Below are 19558 nucleotides of genomic sequence, written 5' to 3' on the forward strand. Positions count from 1 at the left end.
GGCAGGATAAGTCATGAACGCAGTGTTCGTCGTCGGCGCACAACGCAGCGCAATCGGAAGCTTCGGGGGAAGCCTGAAGGATGTGCCGCCCGGGGAACTCGGCGCACATGTAACGCGGGCAGCGATAGAGCGAAGTGGCGTCGATGTAAACCGCGTTGGCCATGTCGTATTCGGTCAAGTTGTGCCGACGGTTCCGGCGGATGCCTATCTATCACGTGTTGTGGCGGTGAACGCAGGCGTCCCTGTCGAAACTCCAGCCTTGACTGTCAACAGGCTGTGCGGTTCCGGACTGCAAGCGATCGTGTCAGCAGCACAGGCCATCATGCTGGGTGATTGTGACGTTGCAATCGGTGGCGGAGCTGAAGTGATGAGCCGTGCGCCCCACATAGTGTCTGCGTCGCGTTTCGGCCAGAAGATGGGCGACACGCTCATGATCGACACCATGATCGGTGCGCTCACCGATCCGTTCAACAAAATCCATATGGGCGTGACCGCGGAAAACGTTGCAGAGCGCTATCAAATCACACGAGAAGATCAGGATGCGCTTGCACTGATGAGCCAGCAAAGGGCTGCGCGCGCGGTCCGGGAGGGCCGCTTCAAAGAGCAGATCGTGCCCATTGACGTCAAGATGAAGGGAAAGGTTGTTACGTTCGACACGGATGAGTACGTGCGTATGGACGCGAAGCCTGATGACTTCAGCAAACTCAAGGCTGTGTTCAAGCGCGATGGCAGCGTAACGGCTGGCAACGCTTCGGGTATAAATGATGGAGCCGGGGCGGTTGTTCTTGCCAGCGAGAAGGCAGTGAAGGAGCAGGGTCTGAAGCCGCTTGCCCGTCTCGTTGGGTACGCCCATGCGGGCGTCGATCCGGCATATATGGGGATCGGTCCCGTGCCGGCGACGCAAAAGGTTCTGGAGCGGACTGGACTGAAGCTTGCCGATCTTGACGTCATCGAAGCAAATGAGGCGTTTGCTGCGCAGGCTTGCGCCGTTTCGCGCGAACTCGGATTTGATCCTGAAAAAGTGAACCCGAACGGAAGCGGTATCTCGCTTGGTCATCCTGTTGGAGCGACCGGAGCGATTATCACCACCAAGCTCATTTACGAGCTCGCGAGGGCAGGGGGGCGCTACGGCCTATCGACGATGTGCATCGGCGGAGGACAGGGTATCGCGGCGGTCTTTGAGCGGGTCTAGCTTCAGTCAGTGGTCCAGTCGCGACCGTGTGTGTTGTCAGCCCCAACGTAGACGGTCGAGGTGTTGTTCGCGCCGGTCGCGAGACTTCCGTTGTACGCGACGCCGCGCAATGAAGATAAGTGCTGCGAAAACGAGAAAGCAAATTACGGCGATTTCGATCGGATCCATGGCCTGACTCTAAGAGTGCGCCGACGTCGTCGAAACGGCGCAGGGCAGCGTTTGCAGTCGCGGCGGGCCAAAAAAATGGATCGATTACTTTGGAAGCGGTCGGCCCGCATAATGGAATATGAGAAAGCGACGGCCGGACCAAATTGGTCCGGCCGTTTCTTACTAGCCGCGCAAAATTTCGTGGAGCTTGCGTTAGGAACTTTTGTGTCGGACCATCGATGCCGCGCGGGCCCTCAGCCAATGTCCTGCCTGTACGGGCCAGGCTGAATAATCTAGCGGGTTGTTGGTCAGTTCCGCCGCTGCGTGGAGCGGCCATTGTGGATTTGCCAGCGCTTCACGACCAAGCGCAACTAGGTCTGCGCGATCCTCATCTACGATGCTGGCGGCTTCGGATGGCTTGGTAATGAGCCCCACCGCCATCGTCTTGATGTCAGCCTTCTCTCGAATGGCTTGAGCAAACGGCACCTGATGCATCGGTCCAGGCTTGCCGCTATAGCTGCGGCCAACGCCGCCCGACGAGGTGTCGACCACATCGACTCCGATCTTGGCGAGCGCCGTGGCGAAGACGATGCTGTCGTCGAGGGTCCAGCCACCCTCCACGCCGTCGATCGCTGAGATCCGCACGAACAGCGGCTTGTGCTGCGGCCAGACCGCGCGCACCGCTTCGATGGTCTCCAACGGAAAGCGCATGCGATTTTCCAGAGTGCCGCCGTAGGAGTCCGTCCGCTTGTTTGCTATGGGCGACAGGAACTCGTTCATCAGATAGCCATGCGCGCAGTGAACTTCGACGATTTCGAATCCTGCCGTATCTGCGCGGCGCGCCGTCGCGACGAAGGCGTCACGTATGCGATCAATCCCGGCTTGGTCGAGAGCTTCAGGCATCAGCCAGCCGTCGTTATGAGGAATAGAGCTGGGGGCATAGACCTTCCAAGGCGCCTCGGCGCGTTCGGTCAAGTCTTTTTCTGTCATCGCAGAATCGCCTTCCCACGGGCGCTGCGCAGATGCCTTGCGGCCCGCATGTGCAATCTGGATCGCAGGCACGGCGCCATGGGTTTTCAAGAATGCCGCGATATGTGCGAGCGGCACGATCTGGGCATCGTTCCAAAGTCCCAAATCGCCGTGCGTAATACGACCCTCCGGCGTGACAGCGGTGGCTTCGACCATAACAGTGCCGAAGCCTCCCAGTGCAAATCGGGAAAGATGCGCAAAGTGCCAGTCATTCGCGAGGCCGAGCCCGGCGGAGTATTGACACATCGGCGAAACGACGAGGCGGTTGCGCGGGGTGATGGAGCGCAGCGACAGGGGGCTGAGCAGCTTTGGAAAAGCCTTCATGGTCGGTCCTTTGGCGGAAAGAGCGTCGAGGCGGGGCAACGCTCGTGTTTGAGTGACGGCTTAGATCGCGAATTTTCCGCGTCGCCGCCTCAGGGCAGATGGCCGCAGAAGGCGCGAGGATCAAGTCCGAACCATCCCAAAGCACAATGCTATTTCAGGAAGGATCCGCTCGCATGGGCCCGAATGACATCGTGAACGAAGTTGAGTTTGATCCGGGCCGGGGTGGACACGATAAATGGATAGAAGTCGAAGTGGCCCATGCTGCGGCTCATCGAATTGAGCGCAAGAGTGAGCGGCACCCATCGCTCCATCAACGCTTCGAAAGTCTCTTCACGATAGATGTCATATGACTTGAACGGCCATGCCGAACCGAACACCAGGCCGCTGGCGCGAGGTTCCAGGCCCCAAGACTCGGCAGTGTCGAGCGCATCCACCATGTGCAGATAATGAGCCCAAGTCTCGGCCCAATCCTCCCAAGGATGCGCGTCCGCGTAAGCAGAAACGTAGCGCGATTGCCAGTCGGCCGCAGGGCCTTGGCCATGGTAGCGATCGAGTGCCGTCGCGTAGTCTTCGCGGTCGTCGCCAAACAGCTCGCGGAATTCCTCTAGCCGCCCTGTGGCCTCAACCAGAAGCATCCAATAGAAATGACCGCTCTCGTGGCGTAAGTGGCCGAGGAGGGCGCGATAGGGTTCGGAAAAGATTTGACGCTGTTGTTCGCGCCAAACGGAATCTGCCTCCATGACGTCGACGCTAATCACACCATCCAAATGTCCGGTGGTTGTGTGCCGCGCAAAATCGAACGTAAGCCGCCCCTTGCCGATGTAACTTCCGTCCAACGGCAAGCGGAACCGCAGCAACTGATAAACAAGGCGCTTCTTTGCGCGTTCGAACTTCTGCCAGGCCTTGAGATTGGCTGTTTGCGAGAGATCGGGAATCGTTCGGTTCATGTCGCATGCCACGCAAAGGCCGTTGCCTTCGTCGACGCGCGTCAGCCAGTTGCAGGCCCCGTGCAGAGTATTTTCGCAATACTTATAGAGCGTTCCCGACGGATCTTTCAGCACGGTGCGTGCCTCTTCGCCGGACGCAGGGTTCAGCGTTCTCATATCGAGCGCCGCGCTGTCGAACGCCAGATCGTGACCGCAACGAATGCAGACAATATTTTCGAAGTAGATCCGGCTACCGCACGACGAGCAAACCGATGTCTTCATACCGTTTCCGATGAGCCTTGTGCGAGTCGACGATAAAGAACGGCTAGTTATAGACTTTGTTCCGAACCGTGCCGTAAGCTGATTGCATGAAATATGACCAATAGCCAATCCAAAGTTTAATCACGACGCTTAAAACTGCGTCAAACCGGCGCAAATTTCATCGCGAAGAAGGTTCATACATTGGCAGCATCGAAGGCAACCGATATTGCAGAATAAGCGTGTCTGATTTTTGAGCGCGCGGGTTTTTCGTGTCTTGCGGCTCGTTACGGCCGTGCCCCCACAACAACATCTGGTGTCGTCTATATGGTGCTAAACGTCTCTCTGACACATAAGACGAGTTACAAATACGATCGCCCTGTTTCGATGGGCCCCCATATCGTCCGGCTTCGCCCCGCGCCCCATTGCCGGACACCGATTCTGAGTTATTCGCTCAAGATCGAACCGCAACTCCACTTCGTAAACTGGCAGCAGGATCCGTTCGGAAATTTCCTCGCGCGGATTGTCTTTCCCGAAGACACGCGGGAGTTCTCAGTGACCGTCGGTCTGGTTGCCAACATGGCGATCATCAATCCGTTCGACTTCTTCGTTGAAGAAAGTGCGAAGGATTGGCCGTTCGACTACGACGATGCGCTGAAGGCCGAGCTTGGTCCCTATCTTGTGCCCGATGCGGCGGGGCCGCGCTTGCGCGCGTACGTCAATGCCGTCGACAAACTGGTGCAGGGTTCTCCCACGACAATCGACTTCCTATGCGATCTCAATCGCAAGGTGCAATCGGACGTCGCCTACCTTGTCCGCATGGAGCCGGGCGTGCAGACGCCCGAGGAAACCCTTGCGAAGGCATCAGGATCATGCCGCGATAGCGCGTGGCTGCTGGTGCAGATCCTGCGCCAACTGGGATTGGCGGCGCGCTTTGTCTCGGGCTACCTGATACAGTTGACGCCCGACGTAAAATCACTCGATGGCCCGACAGGCACCGACGTAGATTTCACCGATCTGCACGCCTGGGCCGAGGTCTATCTCCCAGGTGCAGGCTGGATTGGGCTTGATGCGACCTCCGGCCTGCTGGCTGGCGAAGGACACATCCCGCTGGCTGCGACGCCTCATCCCGTCAGCGCAGCACCGATCACAGGCGCACATTCCAAGGCAGAGGTTGATTTCGATTTCGCGATGCGCGTCAATCGCATTCGCGAAACGCCGCGTGTGACCAAACCGTACAGCGATGAGACCTGGGAGCAGATCGTTGAAACCGGTCATCTGATTGACGAGCGCTTGCGCCGCGGCGACGTCCGCCTGAGCATGGGCGGCGAGCCGACATTCATTGCCGCTGACGATATGGAAGGCGCGGAATGGAATACCGCTGCTGTTGGCCCTAACAAACGCCGCTATGCCGACGATCTCGTCCGGCGTCTGCAGGCGCGGTTTGCTCCTGGCGGATTGCTGCATTACGGGCAGGGCAAATGGTATCCGGGAGAGCAGCTTCCGCGCTGGGCGTTTGCCCTTTATTGGCGCACCGACGGACAGCCTTTGTGGGAGCGCAGCGAACTTATTGCGCAAGAAAAGCCAGGCCCGAGGGTGACAACTGACGACGCCAAGGCAGTAATGTCGGCACTGATCAATCAACTCGGCCTGCCGCAGGATAGCGCCATGCCGGCTTATGAAGACGCAGCGTATTTTGCGCTGGTGGAGCAAAAACTTCCGATCAATGTGACGCCGAAGGCCAATAAGCTTGAAGATCCACAAGAGCGCGAGCGTGTCGTGCGCGTCTTCGATCAAGGCGTAACAACCGTTGCCGGATACGTGCTTCCAATCCAGGTTTGGCACACCCAGGATCGCGGTCGACGATGGGTCACCGAGCGTTGGGCGTTGCGTCGCGACAAGCTGTTTTTGCTTCCCGGAGATTCCTCTGTCGGATTTCGCTTGCCGCTAGGCTCGACCTATTATCTCTCGCCGTCGCAGTATCCTCATCAGTGGCCGCGTGATCCGTTTTCCGGTGCGCCGCCGTTGCCGGAGCGATATGTGCTTATGCAGCGTCGGCGCACGGTGACGTTAGAAGCGCCCACTATCGCGCCCCAAACGCCCGATGAGATCGTTGCAGGATCTGTGCGGACAGCGCTGACGGTGGAACCGCGCGGCGACAAGGTCTGCATATTCATGCCACCGCTCATGGATGCGGAAGACTACGCCGCCCTCGTTGCCGTAGTGGAGGAAGCTGCCGCTAAGACTGGCGTGCCCGTCCATCTTGAAGGCTACACGCCTCCGTCGGATCCGCGTCTCAGCGTGATCAAGGTCACGCCCGATCCCGGCGTTATCGAAGTGAATATCCAGCCAGCCACCAGCTGGGATGAAGCCGTTTCGATTACCACCGCTCTTTACGAAGAGGCGCATCTGGCGCGCTTGTCGAGTGAGAAGTTCATGCTGGACGGACGACACACGGGTACCGGTGGCGGCAATCACATCGTCCTTGGAGGCATGTCGCCGGCGGACAGTCCATTCATTCGCCGGCCCGATCTTCTGGCCTCAATCATCGCCTATTGGCAGAACCATCCATCTCTTTCGTATTTGTTCTCGGGATTGTTCATCGGACCAACAAGCCAGGCGCCGCGTGCCGACGAAGGACGACATGAAGCACTCTACGAACTGGAGATTGCGCTGTCGCAGATTCCAGAACCTGGCGCGGGAAGTGTGCCGCCCTGGCTCGTGGACCGCATCTTCCGCAACCTCCTCATCGACGTGACGGGCAACACGCACCGTGCGGAGATCTGCATCGATAAGCTCTACTCCCCCGATGGGCCGACCGGCCGGTTGGGCCTCGTTGAGTTTCGCTCCTTCGAGATGCCCCCACATGCCCGCATGAGCCTCGCCCAGCAACTTCTCTTGCGTGCGCTCGTCGTCATGTTCTGGGAGCGTCCGTATCGCCAGAAGCTTGTGCGCTGGGGCACATCGCTCCACGACCGGTTCATGCTCCCACACATGCTGTGGTCTGATTTCTCCGACGTGGTTGGGGATCTCAATTCTTCGGGTTTGCAGATCGACTTGGAATGGTTCCGCCCCCATTTCGAGTTCCGGTTCCCCATGTTGGGCACGGTTGCGGCGCAGGGCGTGGAGCTGCAATTGCGGCAGGCGCTGGAGCCTTGGCATGTGCTGGGCGAGGAGGGCGTCATCGGGGGAACCGCGCGCTACGTCGATTCTTCGCTGGAGCGCGTAGAGATGAAGGTCAAGGGGTTGATCGGAGATCGTTTCGTCGTGACGTGCAACGGTCACACCCTTCCGTTGACGCCTACGGGAGAGCAGGGAGAGGCAGTCTGTGGGGTGCGATATCGCGCATGGTGCCCACCTTCGGCTCTGCATCCGACTATCGCACCGCACGTGCCGCTCACATTCGATATCTTCGACACTTGGACAGGGCGGTCGATCGCGGGGTGCCGTTATCACGTCTCCCATCCGGGCGGTCGCAGTTTCGAGATATTCCCCATCAACGCCTATGAGGCGGAGGGGCGACGTCTCGCAAGGTTCGAATCGCTGGGCTATACCGCGACGCCGTTCAGGCCGGTCCCGCAGCGACCCAATCCAGACTATCCCATGACACTGGACCTACGGCGGACCTAAGGGCGCAATGAGTGAGCGGAATAGGAATATGGTAAATGCGTCTCGCCAGCGTCGCGTTCGTCATACTGATAAGATTCCTATGCAAGTTGCGCGATTCGCCGTGTTAGCATTCGACTGATGCGGGGAGGTCGTAGAGGGCGATTACCTTGCGCGGGGGGATATCAGGCGAGGCGCCGTGGCTATGAAGCACAGGGCTCCACTCGATATGGAGTCGGCAGATACGTTCTTTGCATTCCAGAGCCGTGCCCAAGAACGCGGCTATGACGAGGCGTTCGATTCCCAAGGCCGTCCTCGCTCGCACTGGTCGCCGCTCCTTTCCGAACTGACTTCACTGCCGACATCCGAGATTCGTGCCCGAGGGGACCGGCTTGCCAAGCGTGTGCGCGAAGCCGGCGTCGATTTCGACATCTTTTCTCATCCCACCCGCCCCACTCAGAGATGGCAAATAGACCTAGCGCCTGTCGTCATCTCCGCAGGCGAGTGGCGGTGGCTTGAAAAAGCGCTGTGCCAACGTGCACGGCTGATGAACCTCATTCTGCAAGACATCTACGGCGCTCAGACTTTGATGAGTTCCGGCGCCATTCCGGCCGAACTGGTTTTCGCCGACCCTACCTTCCTTCGCCCGTGTCAGAGTATTTTGCCAAACGCGGGGCCGTTACGCTTTTTTGCGGCCGACATTGCGCGCGATGAAAATGGGCAGTGGCGGGTCATCGACAACCACTCCGAAACGCTGGCGGGCATGGGGTATGCCATCGCCAATCGCGTGGTTCATTCGCACGTTACGGGCGATATATTCCGACGCTGCAATGCGGTGCGGCTCGCTCAGTTTTTCCAGAACCTGCAGGGTTCGTTGACGGCGAGTGCCGGTCGCGACAATGCGCGGATTGCACTGCTGACGCCGGGACCGACCGATCAGGATTATTTCTCCCACGCTTACTTGGCGCGCTATCTCGGCTACATTCTGGTCGAGGGTCCGGATCTCAGGACCAAGGGCAACCAAGTCTACCTCAAGACCCTTGAGGGTCTGAAAGAGGTCGATCTTCTGGTTCGCTGCGTGGATGGTCGTCAGATCGATGCGCTTGAGCTTGATCCTGGCGGATTGTCGGGGCCTGCGGGATTACTGCGAGTGAACCGCGCGATGCCGCATCTCATCGTGAATGCGGTCGGCTCTGGCCTCGTCCAGAACCGCGGGCTCGGTCCATATCTCTCTCGCCTTTCGCGGGATCTGCTCGGAGAAGATCTGCTTTTGCCTGACGCAAGGCGTCACTGGCTGGGCGATCCTCAGTCGCGCCGCGAGGTGCTCGACAACCTCGATACCTACATCGTTCGCAAAGCCCAGGAAGGTACAGGGCGTCCGGGCCAGGCGGAGCTTGGTCAAGAGCCGCGCGCGTTGTCGTCAGTCGAACGTGATGCACTCGTGCGCTCGATCACCATGCGAGGTGCGGCGCTTGTCGCCGAGGAAGAATTTGGTTTCAGCCGTGCGCCGACGATCGAAGGCGAGACGCTATCGAGCCGTCCTTTCGCGATCCGCTTTTTCGTCGCCAACATGGGTAGCGATTACGAAGTTATGCCGGGCGGGCTTGCGATGTCGGTTGACCCGGGCCGTGCTGTTGCGCTCAGCACGATTGATGGACACAACCGCGACGTCTGGGTGCTCTCCGATGCAGAACAGCGCCCGCATGTCAGCCTCTGGCGTCCCCGCATGGAAAATGCGCGCGTGGAACGCTCTCAACGTGTCATTCAAAGCCGCGTCGCTGACGATCTTTTCTGGCTCGGACGCTATCACGAGCGTGCCGATTGGCTCATGCGGGTCTTGCGCGGCGCGTATCGACGGATCGAAGAGGACAGCGGCGATCTCGATGGCTTGACCGCAGTTGAGAAATGTCTGCGGACGCTTCTTGAAAAATCGGGCCCGCTGCAGCCACGGACGACGGATCGGCAAATCGAAAGGCTTTGTGTCGAGCTGACCTCCGGCGCCGATCGTTATCGCACGCTAAAGCACACGTGCGAGGATCTCTATCGCTGTGCAAATCTGGGCCGTGACCGTTTATCGTTCGAGGCATGGCAAACGCTGAGCAAGTTCAGGCCCGGAGACGCCTATCTCAACGAATTGACGCGTGCGAGCGCGAGTACGGTTCTGGATCTACTTGACGAGGGTTTATCATCGCTTTCGGCGTTCAGCGGATTGATGCACGAGAACATGACGCGAAACTTCGGCTGGCGTTTCCTCGACGTTGGTCGGCGCGTGGAGCGTGCGTACAACCTGTGTGAATTGATAGACACCTTGTTCTCGCGTGTCGAGGAGCCGGAGGAAGAGACCAACGCGCTGCGTCTGATGCTTGAGCTTGCTGACAGCTACATCACATACCGCTCGCGTTATCGCATCGATCCAAAGCTTCCTCTCACGCTCGATTTGCTGTTGCTTGACGAGACAAATCCGCGCTCGCTGGCCTATCAGCTCAACGCCACCTCTCAGCACCTGGACGCATTGCCGGAGGGTGTTCGCGGCACGCCTTTGCCCGACGACAAGCGTTTACTGCTGGCGGCCCTGACGGCTGTTCGTTTGGCGGATGTGGAGGTACTGGGCGCCGCCAAGACCCGAGATCAATTGGCGAGGCTCATGAGCGAGCAGCTTGAGCTGCTGCCGGAGCTTTCGAATGCGATCGGCCGACACTACTTCAATCCGGCAGACGATACGCCCCATCGCGTGCATACGCGCAGCGAGACGGTGCCATGAAGTTTGAGGTCAGTCACCGGACTACCTACCGTTACAGCGAGCCGGTAGTTCAATCGCAGCATGTCGTGCACCTGGCACCCCGCCAGAACCCAGCTCAGATCATCCATCGCCATAGTCTCATCATCGAGCCCGCCCCGACGATGCGCCATGACGGCTACGATGCATTCGCCAATCCGACGACCGCGCTGGAGATCGAGCGTCCGCACGAGGATCTGGTCTTGTGCGCGCGCTCGATCATTGAAACTTCGCCACCCCTCTATGTGGATGCTTCCAGTACGACGCCTTGGGACGCGCTTGACGATGTTCTTGCCCCTGTGGGCGGCCTTGTCGATCTCGACGTCGTTCAGTACCGCAATCCCTCGGGGCTGACGAACGCTTCATTCGAGATTGCCGATTATGCGCTGGCGTCATTCACGCCGGGCAGACCCGTTCTCGAAGCAGCACAAGACCTGATGTGCAGGATCTACCGCGATTTCAAATTCGATCCCACCGCGACGGATGTTTCCACGCCGGTATCCAGGGTCTTCATCGAGCGGCGCGGCGTATGCCAGGACTTCGCGCACTTTGCGCTGGCGTGTATGCGCGCACTCCGCGTGCCGTCAAAATACGTGAGCGGCTACATTCTCACCCATCCTCCGCCTGGACAGCCCAAGTTGCAGGGCGCCGACGCATCTCATGCTTGGATCTCGGTGTGGTCGCCGCAGTCCGGTTGGCAGGGACTTGATCCGACGAACGGTATCGTCGCGAGCGAAGAGCACATCGTCGTTGCCGAAGGGCGAGATTATAACGACGTGTGTCCGATTACCGGCGTGCTGCTGGGGGGCGGAAAGCACTCCGTTGCTGTAGCCGTGGATGTTATTCCCATATCGTGATTAGCAGTCAGTCGAAAGGACAAGGCTTGAGCGCGTGCCTAAGCCTTGTCCTTGAAAGCTCAGGCCGCTCGTCTGACCAAACCTATCAACAACAGCAGGATGACTGCGCCGATTGTGGCGGAGATGATCGTGCTAACCATGTCGCCGCCGGCAAAAAAGCCGAGCCTTGGGAACAACCAGCCGGCGACGAATGCGCCAACGATGCCAACAACGATATTTCCGATGAGACCGAAGCCATACCCCTTAACGAGGAGGCCAGCGAGAAACCCGGCGATCGCGCCGATCACGAGCCAAACGATGAGTGCTTCAATTGTCATGAACCTTCCCCTTATGTTGTGCAGTCGCAATAAGTTTCACGCGCGAAACTGAAAGCCGCTTCATCAGGTCAGGTCGCGGCCTTCCGTTCCGATAATCGGAGAAAATGCTTCTACGTCGCATACGGTTCCGCGATGCGATTCCTAACATGATTTGCGATTGCGCGCGCCCCTCCACGCATATGAGGGAGAAATTTTATCGGCTTGGAGTGCCGACCTCCCGCGCCAGTTTGTCTTCGCGCAGTGCCCGGAAGGTCGCGTGACGCAGCAGATTGTCGGTAGTCCACGACCGGTACTCAATCTGTGCAACCCACTCTGGCGAAACCCAAATCGCGTTGCGGCGCTGCTCGGTTGTGAGCTTCTGCACAAATGGCGATGTTTTGCGCCGCAATACTTGAAGGTCGCTCCAGAGTGCGTGGGCGGTTGCCTGCGAAAAGCCGGTCCCGACGCGGCCAGCGTAGACAAATTTCCCGTGCTGGAATGTTCCCAGCAGAAGCGCGCCAATGGCGTCCTTCATGGCAGTGGAATCGGTATATCCGCCAATCACGAATTCATCCGTGAGGGTGCATTTGATTTTGAGCCAATCGTCGTGGCGGCCGGATCGATAGGCCCTGTCCGCGCGCTTTGAAATGATGCCTTCAAGGCCAAGCTTGCAGACCTCCGACAGCAGCGTCGCCCCATCCTCCGCAGCAACGTACTGACTGAAGCGAAGATGCGCGTTCCTTGGAAGCTTCGACAACAGTTTGTCCAACAGCTCCTTCCTGTTCATGAGATGCAAGGAGCGGGTGTCGTGGCCATCGAGATAGAGCAGGTCGAATGCATAAAATAGCATACGGTTTGAGCGGCCCGCCTTCAGGTCTTCGACCAGCAGTGCAAAGTTTGAAGCTCCCTTGTCATTTTGGACAACAACTTCGCCGTCGATGATTGTATTCTTCACTTTGAGTTTCGCGAACTCGGGTGCAAGAGCTGCGAAGCGCTCGGTCCAGTCCAGTCCATTACGCGTTTTGAACGAGATGTGACCATCCTCGCCGATCCGGGCCTGAAGTCGATAACCATCGTACTTGATTTCGTGCAGCCAGGCCGATCCGTTTGGCGGTGCGTGGACGAGCTTGGCAAGGCAGGGCTTTATGAAGCGTGGCCCAAGCTTCTGCTCCCCCGTGGTCTGGTGCTTCAGCTCCATCACGCGTTGCCAATGAGTTTTTGGATGGCCGACTTCAACGGGGTGGCGGCGCGCGCGTAGTCGTCCCACGCCTTTGAACGGGAGAGCAGGTTGGGCGCTGAGCGAATATCGAAGCGTTTCGGATCAAGTCCCGCGCGGACCTGTCCCCAATTCAAGGGCATCGAAACCGGCGCGCCCGGCCGCGCGCGCGGCGACAACGGAGCGACGGCGGTGGCCTTGGTGTCGTTCCGCAGGTAGTCGAGGAAAATGCGACCCCTTCGGAGCTTGAGCGTCATCTTCGTCAGATAGCGGTCTGGGCTGTCATGAGCCATTTGGGTGCAGACAGCTTGCGCAAACGTCTTGGCATCACGCCAGCTCATTGCATTGGCTTGCGTGGTTTTCAGCGGCGTTACGACATGCAGCCCTTTTCCGCCCGTCGTCTTGCAGAAGGCAGTAAGCCCCAATTTTTCCAGCCGTTCGCGCATTTCGCGCGCGGCCGTTACGACCGCGTCGAAGGTCACGTCACTCGCGGGATCCAAATCGAATACCAATCGACCAGGCACCGACGGCTCGTAAGGCGCGCAGTTCCAAGGGTGGAATTCAAGAGCTGCCAGCTGACCCATTGAAACGAGCGCTTCTACAGTGTCGATCTGCAGGTATGGCTCGCGATCTCCCGAAACCTTCAGCTGCGTGACGGCATCTGACACGCCTTGCATGATGTGGCGCTGGAAGAAAGTTTGCTCCCCGATGCCGTCGGGTGCGCGCACAACTGAGCAGGGGCGTCCCTCGATATGTGCAATCATCCAGGGACCGACGGTTGCAAGGTATTGCGCGAGGTCTTTCTTGGTTATGGCGCCGCTGCCTGCAGATTTAGGCCACAGCGCTTTGACGGGATTGGAAATCGCGACGCCCGCCACGGTGTTGCCGGACCACTCCGCCTGTTTGATGTCGCTGGCGTACACGGACTTGGCGAGCGCGCGAGCTTTGCGCGCTCGCGGTGACGCATCATCGTCATTTGGATGTAAAGCGTCGGAGTGCCAAACAGCGTCGGGTTGAGCCGCGCGGCCACCATCGAGCATGAATGGGACTGGGCCATTTCCCTTTCCGGCTGCGATTTGGCCCATATTACGTTTTGAGGCGACCGAGCGATCTTTCTTCAGCAGCGCATCGTCATCGCCGGGCTTTGCGTAACTGTCGCGATGCTTGATGAGGAGCCAGTTGTTGCGTGGTGATACGCGGGAATCGCGTTTCATGCGGACCAGTACGAAGCTGCCTTTCAGCTTCTCACCCGCGATATTGAACTTTAGCTCGCCTTTGGCTAGCGCTTCGGCAGACGTATCGTCGCCCAGAGGCGAATAGTAACCTCGGTCCCATATCATGACGGTGCCGCCGCCGTATTCGCCCTCAGGAATGGTGCCTTCGAAATCTCCGTAAGCCAGCGGATGGTCCTCGACTTCGACCGCGAGCCTCTTGTCGGCCGGATCGCGTGACGGGCCGCGAGTAACCGCCCATGATTTGAAGACGCCATCAACCTCAAGTCTCAGATCGTAGTGGAGGCGGGTCGCGTCGTGTTTCTGTATGACGAAGCGCGGGTATTCGGCGCGCCGTATGCCGCGACTTCCGCGCGGCTCTGTCGTCCGGCTGAAGTCTCGTTTCGCTTCGTATTCGGCAAGAGCTTTCGCCATGCAATATCGTTGTTAAGGACGGTCAGGACTTTAATCGTTTGGGCCTGTTGCCAGCATCGTTATCGGCTGTGGTTCGCGCGCTCTGCGTTAGCGCCTCGCGCAAAGTGAGAGGCTGAGCATTTGTCTTCAAGAACTGACGCAACGCCTCATCGGCCAATTGGTTCACTGACTTACCCCGTTCTCGTGCAAGGCTTTCGAGTCCATTGAGCACGCGCGGTTCGAGCATGAACAGCTTGCGGCGCAATTGGGAAGGGGCCGTCTTCATGCTCGTGATCTCAAGCCGATTTTTTGGCTCTTGAGGTCTTGGTCTTCGCAGGCGTCTTGGAGGTTTTCTCAGCCTTCTTGCCGCCACCCGACGCCTGTTGTTGACCGATGGAGCGCTTCAAGGCTTCCATCAGATCGACGACGTTTGCGCCCTTGGGTCTTGCCTCTTCGTGCGGTGCAACGATCTTGCGGCCCTTGAGCTTCTCTTGCACCAGTTCCTTCAGCGCAGTCTGATAGTGGTTCTGATACTTTTCTGGCTTGAAGGGAGACGACTTCTTGCCGATGAGCTGAACGGCAAGATCGATCATCTCCTTGTCGGGCTTCATGTCGGGGACTTCGTCAAAATAGTCGGCCGGATCGCGCAGTTCGTCGGCGTAACGCAACATCTCCATGATGAGACCGTCTTCCAACGGCGAGATCGCGATCAGCCATTCGCGTCCGCCGATCGTCACTTGCGCTAGACCCACTTTGCCGGATTTGCGTAACGCATCGCGGATGACGACATAACCTTCTGCTGCCAGCTCATCGGCCGGTGCGATAAAATAGGGACGCTCGAAGTAGCGATAATCGATTTCCTTGGCATCGACGAATTGCACAAGATCGATTGTTTTCTTGCTTTCGAGCTTGACGGCATCGATCTCTTCGGGCTCGAGCGTGACGTAGGTGTCGTCGTCGACCTCGTAGCCCTTGACGATATCGGAGTTCTCGATTTTGCCGATGCCCGGCACGACCTTCTCGTAGCTCACCCGGCGACCGGACGGCTTATGAATCTGTCGGAAAGTAATTTCCGCCGCCGATTCAACGGCATTGTAGATCTCGACGCCGATCGACACGAGGCTCAGGCGGAGAAAGCCTTTCCAATATGCGCGGGCTCTCTTCTTAGGCATGACGCAACCCCTGGTACGCTGGGAGAGGTGAAATACACTATAGGCGCGTTTGCCGGCGCTTTCACCCACATTATGGCGCCAACGCGCCTGGCGCCGGCAAGTTCCCCGCAGGAGCACTCTTAACCTTGCTCGCGGCCGGTCGCAGTAAGGGCGACGGCAACGGCGGGGGCGCATCGTGTCGCCCAGGCGCGATGTTCGACAGGTGCGTCGATGACGCCGCCGAACGTCACAGTCGATAATCCGAGACGGCGTGCCACCACCTCGGCAACCGGCGCGCCAATCCCTGCAGCGACGACGCTTGTTACGGTCAGTCCCGGACGCGACAACACCTGCATGGCGCCATCGCAGATCGAGCGGATTTGGATTTCGCGAACATAAGCTGCCGCAACCTGCCAGACGGGCAAATGGCGTTCCTCGCCATCTCGTCCGAAGCCGCGCGCGAAGCGGCGCAAGCTGTCGGACACGGATTTACTGCGTCCGTCGGCCGTGTCGTGACTATCGACCCCCTCGGGCAGTTCCCCAAGTAGACGTCGCACGTCAGCCATGGTCGCAAACGTATCGCGTGCCAGGGTCTGCCATGTTCCCAAAAGAGGAGCACGTGTGCTCACCGAGGGAACGGGGGTTCGCGTAAAGCCGGTGTAGACCAGTTCTCCGGTCTGGAGGCGCTCCGCATCGCTCAATCCCTGTGGCCGGTCGCACGGAACGATGTCTGTGGTCGTTGAGCCGATGTCGATGAGCAATGCAGCAGCCTTGCGCGCCGAGATGGATTGTGCGGTTGCAAGAAAATTTGCTGAAGCGACGCTGGAGGGATCTTTAAGAGCCGATTGAAGGTCACGTAGGCCTTTGAGACCCATGTAGAATGATGCCGAACTGCCATAAACCTCAGCCAATCGCTGGATCAGCACGGTGGCGCCTTCCTCGCGCGAGGCGAAGATTTCCGTGAGTTCCGCCGTCATGGTGATGGCAACGCGCGAAGCGTCGTTTGTCAGGGGACGCAACTCGCGCAAGGCGGCGTCGAGCCGGTCTAGGCCGAGCCAGAGAGGACATGCGAGCTGACGAATGGCGGCAATCCTCCCGTTGTCCAGTCTTGCTGCCTTTAGATGGGCCCCGCCCACGTCCAATCCGACGATCGTAGACATCTGCCTGCATGCACTCCTTGCCCCCATTTGTGATACACAAGACCTCGCAGGAGGCAATCAATATGGAAGTCGTACCCGTCATCGATGTTGCGCGCGGTGAGGTGGTGCGTGGCGTCAAGGGTGATAGGGCATGCTACAAACGCATTGTCACGCCGCTTACGCAAAGTGCGGAGCCTGCTGCTGTAGCCAGGGCGTTGATGGGGCTTTATCCGTTCCGCAAGATTTATGTCGCTGACCTCGATGGGATTGAGGGACGTGGACGGAACGTCCACCTGGTACCGAGTTTATCTGCGGCGCTCGGACAGTCGGAAATCTGGATCGATGCAGGTGTGACCTCGCCCAAAGCTGCGCGCGCGGTCCTGGCGGCTCCGGTCACGACACTGATTGTGGGATCGGAAAGCGTTGAGCAGGCAGGTGAATTCTCAGACATCGCGGCGGAAAGCCCGCAACGCACAATTCTCTCGCTCGATTTTCGCGGGGATGAGTTCATGGGACCGCGCCGGTTGCTGGAGGACGCATCGGTTTGGCCCGATCGGATCATCGTGATGACGCTCGCGCGGGTGGGCAGCGAGGAAGGTCCGGATCTGGCGCGGGTCGGCGAGATCATCGCGCGCGCTGGGCGGCGGAAGGTCTATGCTGCTGGTGGTGTGCGAGACGCAGCCGATCTGGCGGCGGTGAAGGCTGCGGGTGCCGCAGGCGTATTGCTGGCGAGCGCGCTCCACTCGGGCCGGATCACGCCTGCACAGTTGAAAAAGATGGCTGTGCGATAGGAATTGCTGCGAATGGTTCGGGAACTGGTGGGCAAACTCAATGCGTCCGCTCGATGACGTCTTTCGGGCCTTAGCACGTTCGAAGTTTCGAAGCCGGTTCCATTTGGGTCCGCGCGAACGTGATTACGTTGCCGCCAAGGGAATGGCCACCATAAGGCGTCATGCGGCCGATTTCGTCGCCCAGAAATTGGCCCCGGCTCACCCAAAGAATGACGGTAAGCAGACGCCCATGCGCGGCCATCCCGTCTTCATTGCTCAGCATGCGACGGCGACATGTTGCCGGGGATGTTTGAGCAAATGGTACGGGATTGAATCCGGCAGGCCTTTGAACGAGGCAGAGGCAGCCCATGTTCTTGCGGCCATCAATCGATGGATTTTGAGCGATATTGGGCAAGCATCGCACGGTTGAAACAGAGAAAAAAATCGGCCGGTAAAACCTGTTGGTTTACCGGCCGGTAGTTGGTCTTCGTAGTTTCAGTCTTGGGCAGGTCGAGCAGGTCTTCCTGCCGTGTCAGCCGCTATAGCGGCCCGATAAGAATCTACCCAATCGCTGCAGCAGACCCCCCTTCATAGGAGGGGCGGTGTCGTATTTATTATCGTCCTGCTGCGGACGGTTTCCGCTTCAAGTCTTCGCACCGAAGGGGTGAGCGACCGAGTTGCGCTGAGCGGTAGCTTCAGCAGCCGTCGGCTTGCCAGCAACGGCGCGGGCAAGAGCTTCCTTTGTTGCGCGATAGTTGTAGTCCTGAATCTTGGCGTCGTCGGCAGCTTCCCAGTGGATGAACACGCCAACGCAGACGTAGAGATCGTCGGCTTCAGCTGCGGGGATGACGCCTTCAGCGACCGAGTCCTGAACAGCCTTCGCAACGCCGTACTGCGCCGGTCCGAACATCTGAACGGCCTGACGGGCGTCTTTGATGGTGACCTTGTTGTACAGGATCGTGTTGGGCTTGCAGGGCAGGTTCGGCGCGATGACGGCGAGGAGAGACGTGAAGCCGTCTTTGTTGTTCGTCAGGCTGTTGCAGAAAGCAACTTCGGCGGCCGAGCCACGCGGACCGACGATGAGGTCGATATGCGCAACTTCATTGCCGTCGCCAACCAGCGACTCGCCAACCATGACTTTGTTGATTTTGGCCATAAGGGGGGTTCCTCCCACGAATATTACGATACGAGCACCAACGCTCCCCCGTCGAATGCCGGGACTTCGCTGTTTTGCTCTTCTAGCGATTTCTTGCCCGCCTGCTGCTCCACTGAAAGGCTAAAGCCATTCGCGGACAACCATCGGACCAGTCGATCGTGCCTTGCGGACACGGCCCTCTATTAGCCCCAGGTCGGCAGTCTCGACAAGTACTTAAGTAGGTCGCCGTGACGTGTTCACGGTTGTTTCTGTTTGATCAGACTCTGAGCAAACTTTGTGGTCACGACAAAGTCGGCCGTCGTGCCGGGATTATAGCCGGTCTGCTTGAGCTGACGATCAAATTCAAGAAGCGCGTTGAATGACTTAGGTGTTGTTATCGGCTTCCACAGCGGAGCGAGTTCGCGGGCGCGTTCCTGCACCGAGGCTGCGGCAACAGGTCCCCATTTGCGAACGATATGGCTGTCGGGGAATGCCGCCAGAAGGGTCATATGCAACGTTGTGATGGCAAGATGCTCCTGCTCACCCGCCTTTTGCGCTTCCTCAAGCGCGGGAAGTGCAACGTCGAAAACGTCTGAGTATTCGGTCACGTACGCATTGGCGATGCGGTCACGTTCGGCGGCCAGATGCATGGCTTCAATCAAGGTCATGCGCGGATTGGAAATGCTCACATCGCCTTTCTCGACCTTCCCCAGACCAGCAGGATTCGCTAGGCGGATAGCCTGAAAGGCGTCGTCGGCATCGTCTTCATCGAGATGCGAAAGCAGGTCTGCCAACTTTCGCCGAAGCCCCAAGTTGGGTGCGTCCTCCTGCGAAGCCTTGGCGAGCGGTACGCAAAGCAGAACGATACCGAGATTGGCATTGACGCCCGTTGCTGCAACGCTTGCCTCGGTCGCCCGCAGGATCCGTTTGCCAACGCTGAGTTCAGGATCTGCGATATACGGTGCGGCGGCATCTGCGGCGCGCTCGAATGTTGCCACGTCCATGCCGTGACCGGGGCTGTGAATGTGGACGTTACCTGGTTTGAGCGCCGTCAACTCAGCCTGGCACGCACAAATGAACGACACCTCGATCGCTTTTGGTGCCACCGGCC

At 58.8% G+C, this 19558-nt stretch carries 16 protein-coding genes; 6 read left to right on the forward strand and 10 right to left on the reverse strand.

The annotated features are described in order from the left end of the window. The first annotated feature begins 13 nt into the window (after nucleotides 1–13). Nucleotides 14–1192: an acetyl-CoA C-acyltransferase family protein gene (locus R3D51_13905; protein MEZ5900573.1), complete on the forward strand. Its 1179-nt coding sequence runs from the start codon at nucleotides 14–16 to the stop codon at nucleotides 1190–1192. A gap of 360 nt (nucleotides 1193–1552) precedes the next feature. Here the strand turns inward: R3D51_13905 and R3D51_13910 are convergent, their stop codons facing one another. Both R3D51_13910 and R3D51_13915 read right to left on the reverse strand, forming a co-directional pair. Beyond that, entirely contained in the window at nucleotides 1553–2692 is a 1140-nt protein-coding gene (locus R3D51_13910; GenBank protein MEZ5900574.1) for an NADH:flavin oxidoreductase/NADH oxidase, read from the reverse strand. A gap of 149 nt (nucleotides 2693–2841) precedes the next feature. Next, nucleotides 2842–3900, reverse strand: coding sequence for a putative zinc-binding metallopeptidase (locus R3D51_13915; GenBank protein MEZ5900575.1), 1059 nt, complete (start codon nucleotides 3898–3900; stop codon nucleotides 2842–2844). A 303-nt stretch (nucleotides 3901–4203) separates the two neighbouring features. On the opposite strand from R3D51_13915, the gene R3D51_13920 reads away from it, so the two are divergent. From R3D51_13920 to R3D51_13930, 3 genes are all read left to right on the forward strand, one after another. Further along, the gene (locus R3D51_13920) at nucleotides 4204–7506 is read left to right on the forward strand and encodes a transglutaminase family protein (GenBank protein ID MEZ5900576.1); all 3303 of its coding nucleotides are present in this window, start codon (nucleotides 4204–4206) and stop codon (nucleotides 7504–7506) included. A 181-nt stretch (nucleotides 7507–7687) separates the two neighbouring features. Beyond that, nucleotides 7688–10243: a circularly permuted type 2 ATP-grasp protein gene (locus tag R3D51_13925; protein ID MEZ5900577.1), complete on the forward strand. Its 2556-nt coding sequence runs from the start codon at nucleotides 7688–7690 to the stop codon at nucleotides 10241–10243. Further along, complete coding sequence (locus R3D51_13930) at nucleotides 10240–11115, forward strand: transglutaminase family protein (GenBank protein MEZ5900578.1); 876 nt, start codon at nucleotides 10240–10242, stop codon at nucleotides 11113–11115. Before R3D51_13925 ends, R3D51_13930 begins: the two co-directional genes overlap by 4 nt. Before the next feature lie 59 nt (nucleotides 11116–11174). On the opposite strand, the gene R3D51_13935 is transcribed toward R3D51_13930, so the two are convergent. The 6 genes from R3D51_13935 to R3D51_13960 form a co-directional block, all read right to left on the reverse strand. Next, nucleotides 11175–11432 (reverse strand): GlsB/YeaQ/YmgE family stress response membrane protein, encoded by a 258-nt coding sequence (locus R3D51_13935; GenBank protein ID MEZ5900579.1) that lies wholly within the window; start codon nucleotides 11430–11432, stop codon nucleotides 11175–11177. Nucleotides 11433–11625: 193 nt separating this feature from the next. After that, the gene (gene ligD / locus R3D51_13940) at nucleotides 11626–12609 is read right to left on the reverse strand and encodes a non-homologous end-joining DNA ligase (GenBank protein MEZ5900580.1); all 984 of its coding nucleotides are present in this window, start codon (nucleotides 12607–12609) and stop codon (nucleotides 11626–11628) included. Next, nucleotides 12609–14273 (reverse strand): non-homologous end-joining DNA ligase, encoded by a 1665-nt coding sequence (ligD, locus tag R3D51_13945; GenBank protein ID MEZ5900581.1) that lies wholly within the window; start codon nucleotides 14271–14273, stop codon nucleotides 12609–12611. The genes ligD (R3D51_13940) and ligD (R3D51_13945) overlap by 1 nt, the downstream gene beginning before the upstream one ends. A 22-nt stretch (nucleotides 14274–14295) precedes the next feature. Beyond that, nucleotides 14296–14538 (reverse strand): hypothetical protein, encoded by a 243-nt coding sequence (locus R3D51_13950; protein ID MEZ5900582.1) that lies wholly within the window; start codon nucleotides 14536–14538, stop codon nucleotides 14296–14298. 10 nt (nucleotides 14539–14548) lie between these two features. Then, nucleotides 14549–15424 (reverse strand): Ku protein, encoded by an 876-nt coding sequence (locus R3D51_13955; GenBank protein ID MEZ5900583.1) that lies wholly within the window; start codon nucleotides 15422–15424, stop codon nucleotides 14549–14551. Nucleotides 15425–15543: 119 nt separating this feature from the next. Further along, entirely contained in the window at nucleotides 15544–16563 is a 1020-nt protein-coding gene (locus tag R3D51_13960) for a hydantoinase/oxoprolinase family protein (protein MEZ5900584.1), read from the reverse strand. Between the two features lie 62 nt (nucleotides 16564–16625). Here R3D51_13960 and R3D51_13965 point away from each other — a divergent pair, with 62 nt between their 5' ends. Together R3D51_13965 and R3D51_13970 are read left to right on the forward strand one after the other, a co-directional pair. After that, nucleotides 16626–17333, forward strand: a complete 708-nt coding sequence (locus R3D51_13965) for a HisA/HisF-related TIM barrel protein (protein MEZ5900585.1) — start codon at nucleotides 16626–16628, stop codon at nucleotides 17331–17333. Nucleotides 17334–17373: 40 nt separating this feature from the next. After that, entirely contained in the window at nucleotides 17374–17742 is a 369-nt protein-coding gene (locus tag R3D51_13970; GenBank protein ID MEZ5900586.1) for a DUF4186 domain-containing protein, read from the forward strand. Between the two features lie 213 nt (nucleotides 17743–17955). Here R3D51_13970 and fae read toward each other — a convergent pair whose 3' ends face one another. Further along, nucleotides 17956–18468 (reverse strand): formaldehyde-activating enzyme, encoded by a 513-nt coding sequence (fae, locus tag R3D51_13975; protein ID MEZ5900587.1) that lies wholly within the window; start codon nucleotides 18466–18468, stop codon nucleotides 17956–17958. Nucleotides 18469–18704: 236 nt separating this feature from the next. Further along, complete coding sequence (locus R3D51_13980; GenBank protein MEZ5900588.1) at nucleotides 18705–19553, reverse strand: triphosphoribosyl-dephospho-CoA synthase; 849 nt, start codon at nucleotides 19551–19553, stop codon at nucleotides 18705–18707. Nucleotides 19554–19558 lie beyond the last annotated feature (5 nt).

Source organism: Hyphomicrobiaceae bacterium, assembly GCA_041397645.1.
In the GTDB taxonomy this organism is placed as follows: domain Bacteria; phylum Pseudomonadota; class Alphaproteobacteria; order Rhizobiales; family Hyphomicrobiaceae; genus Hyphomicrobium_B.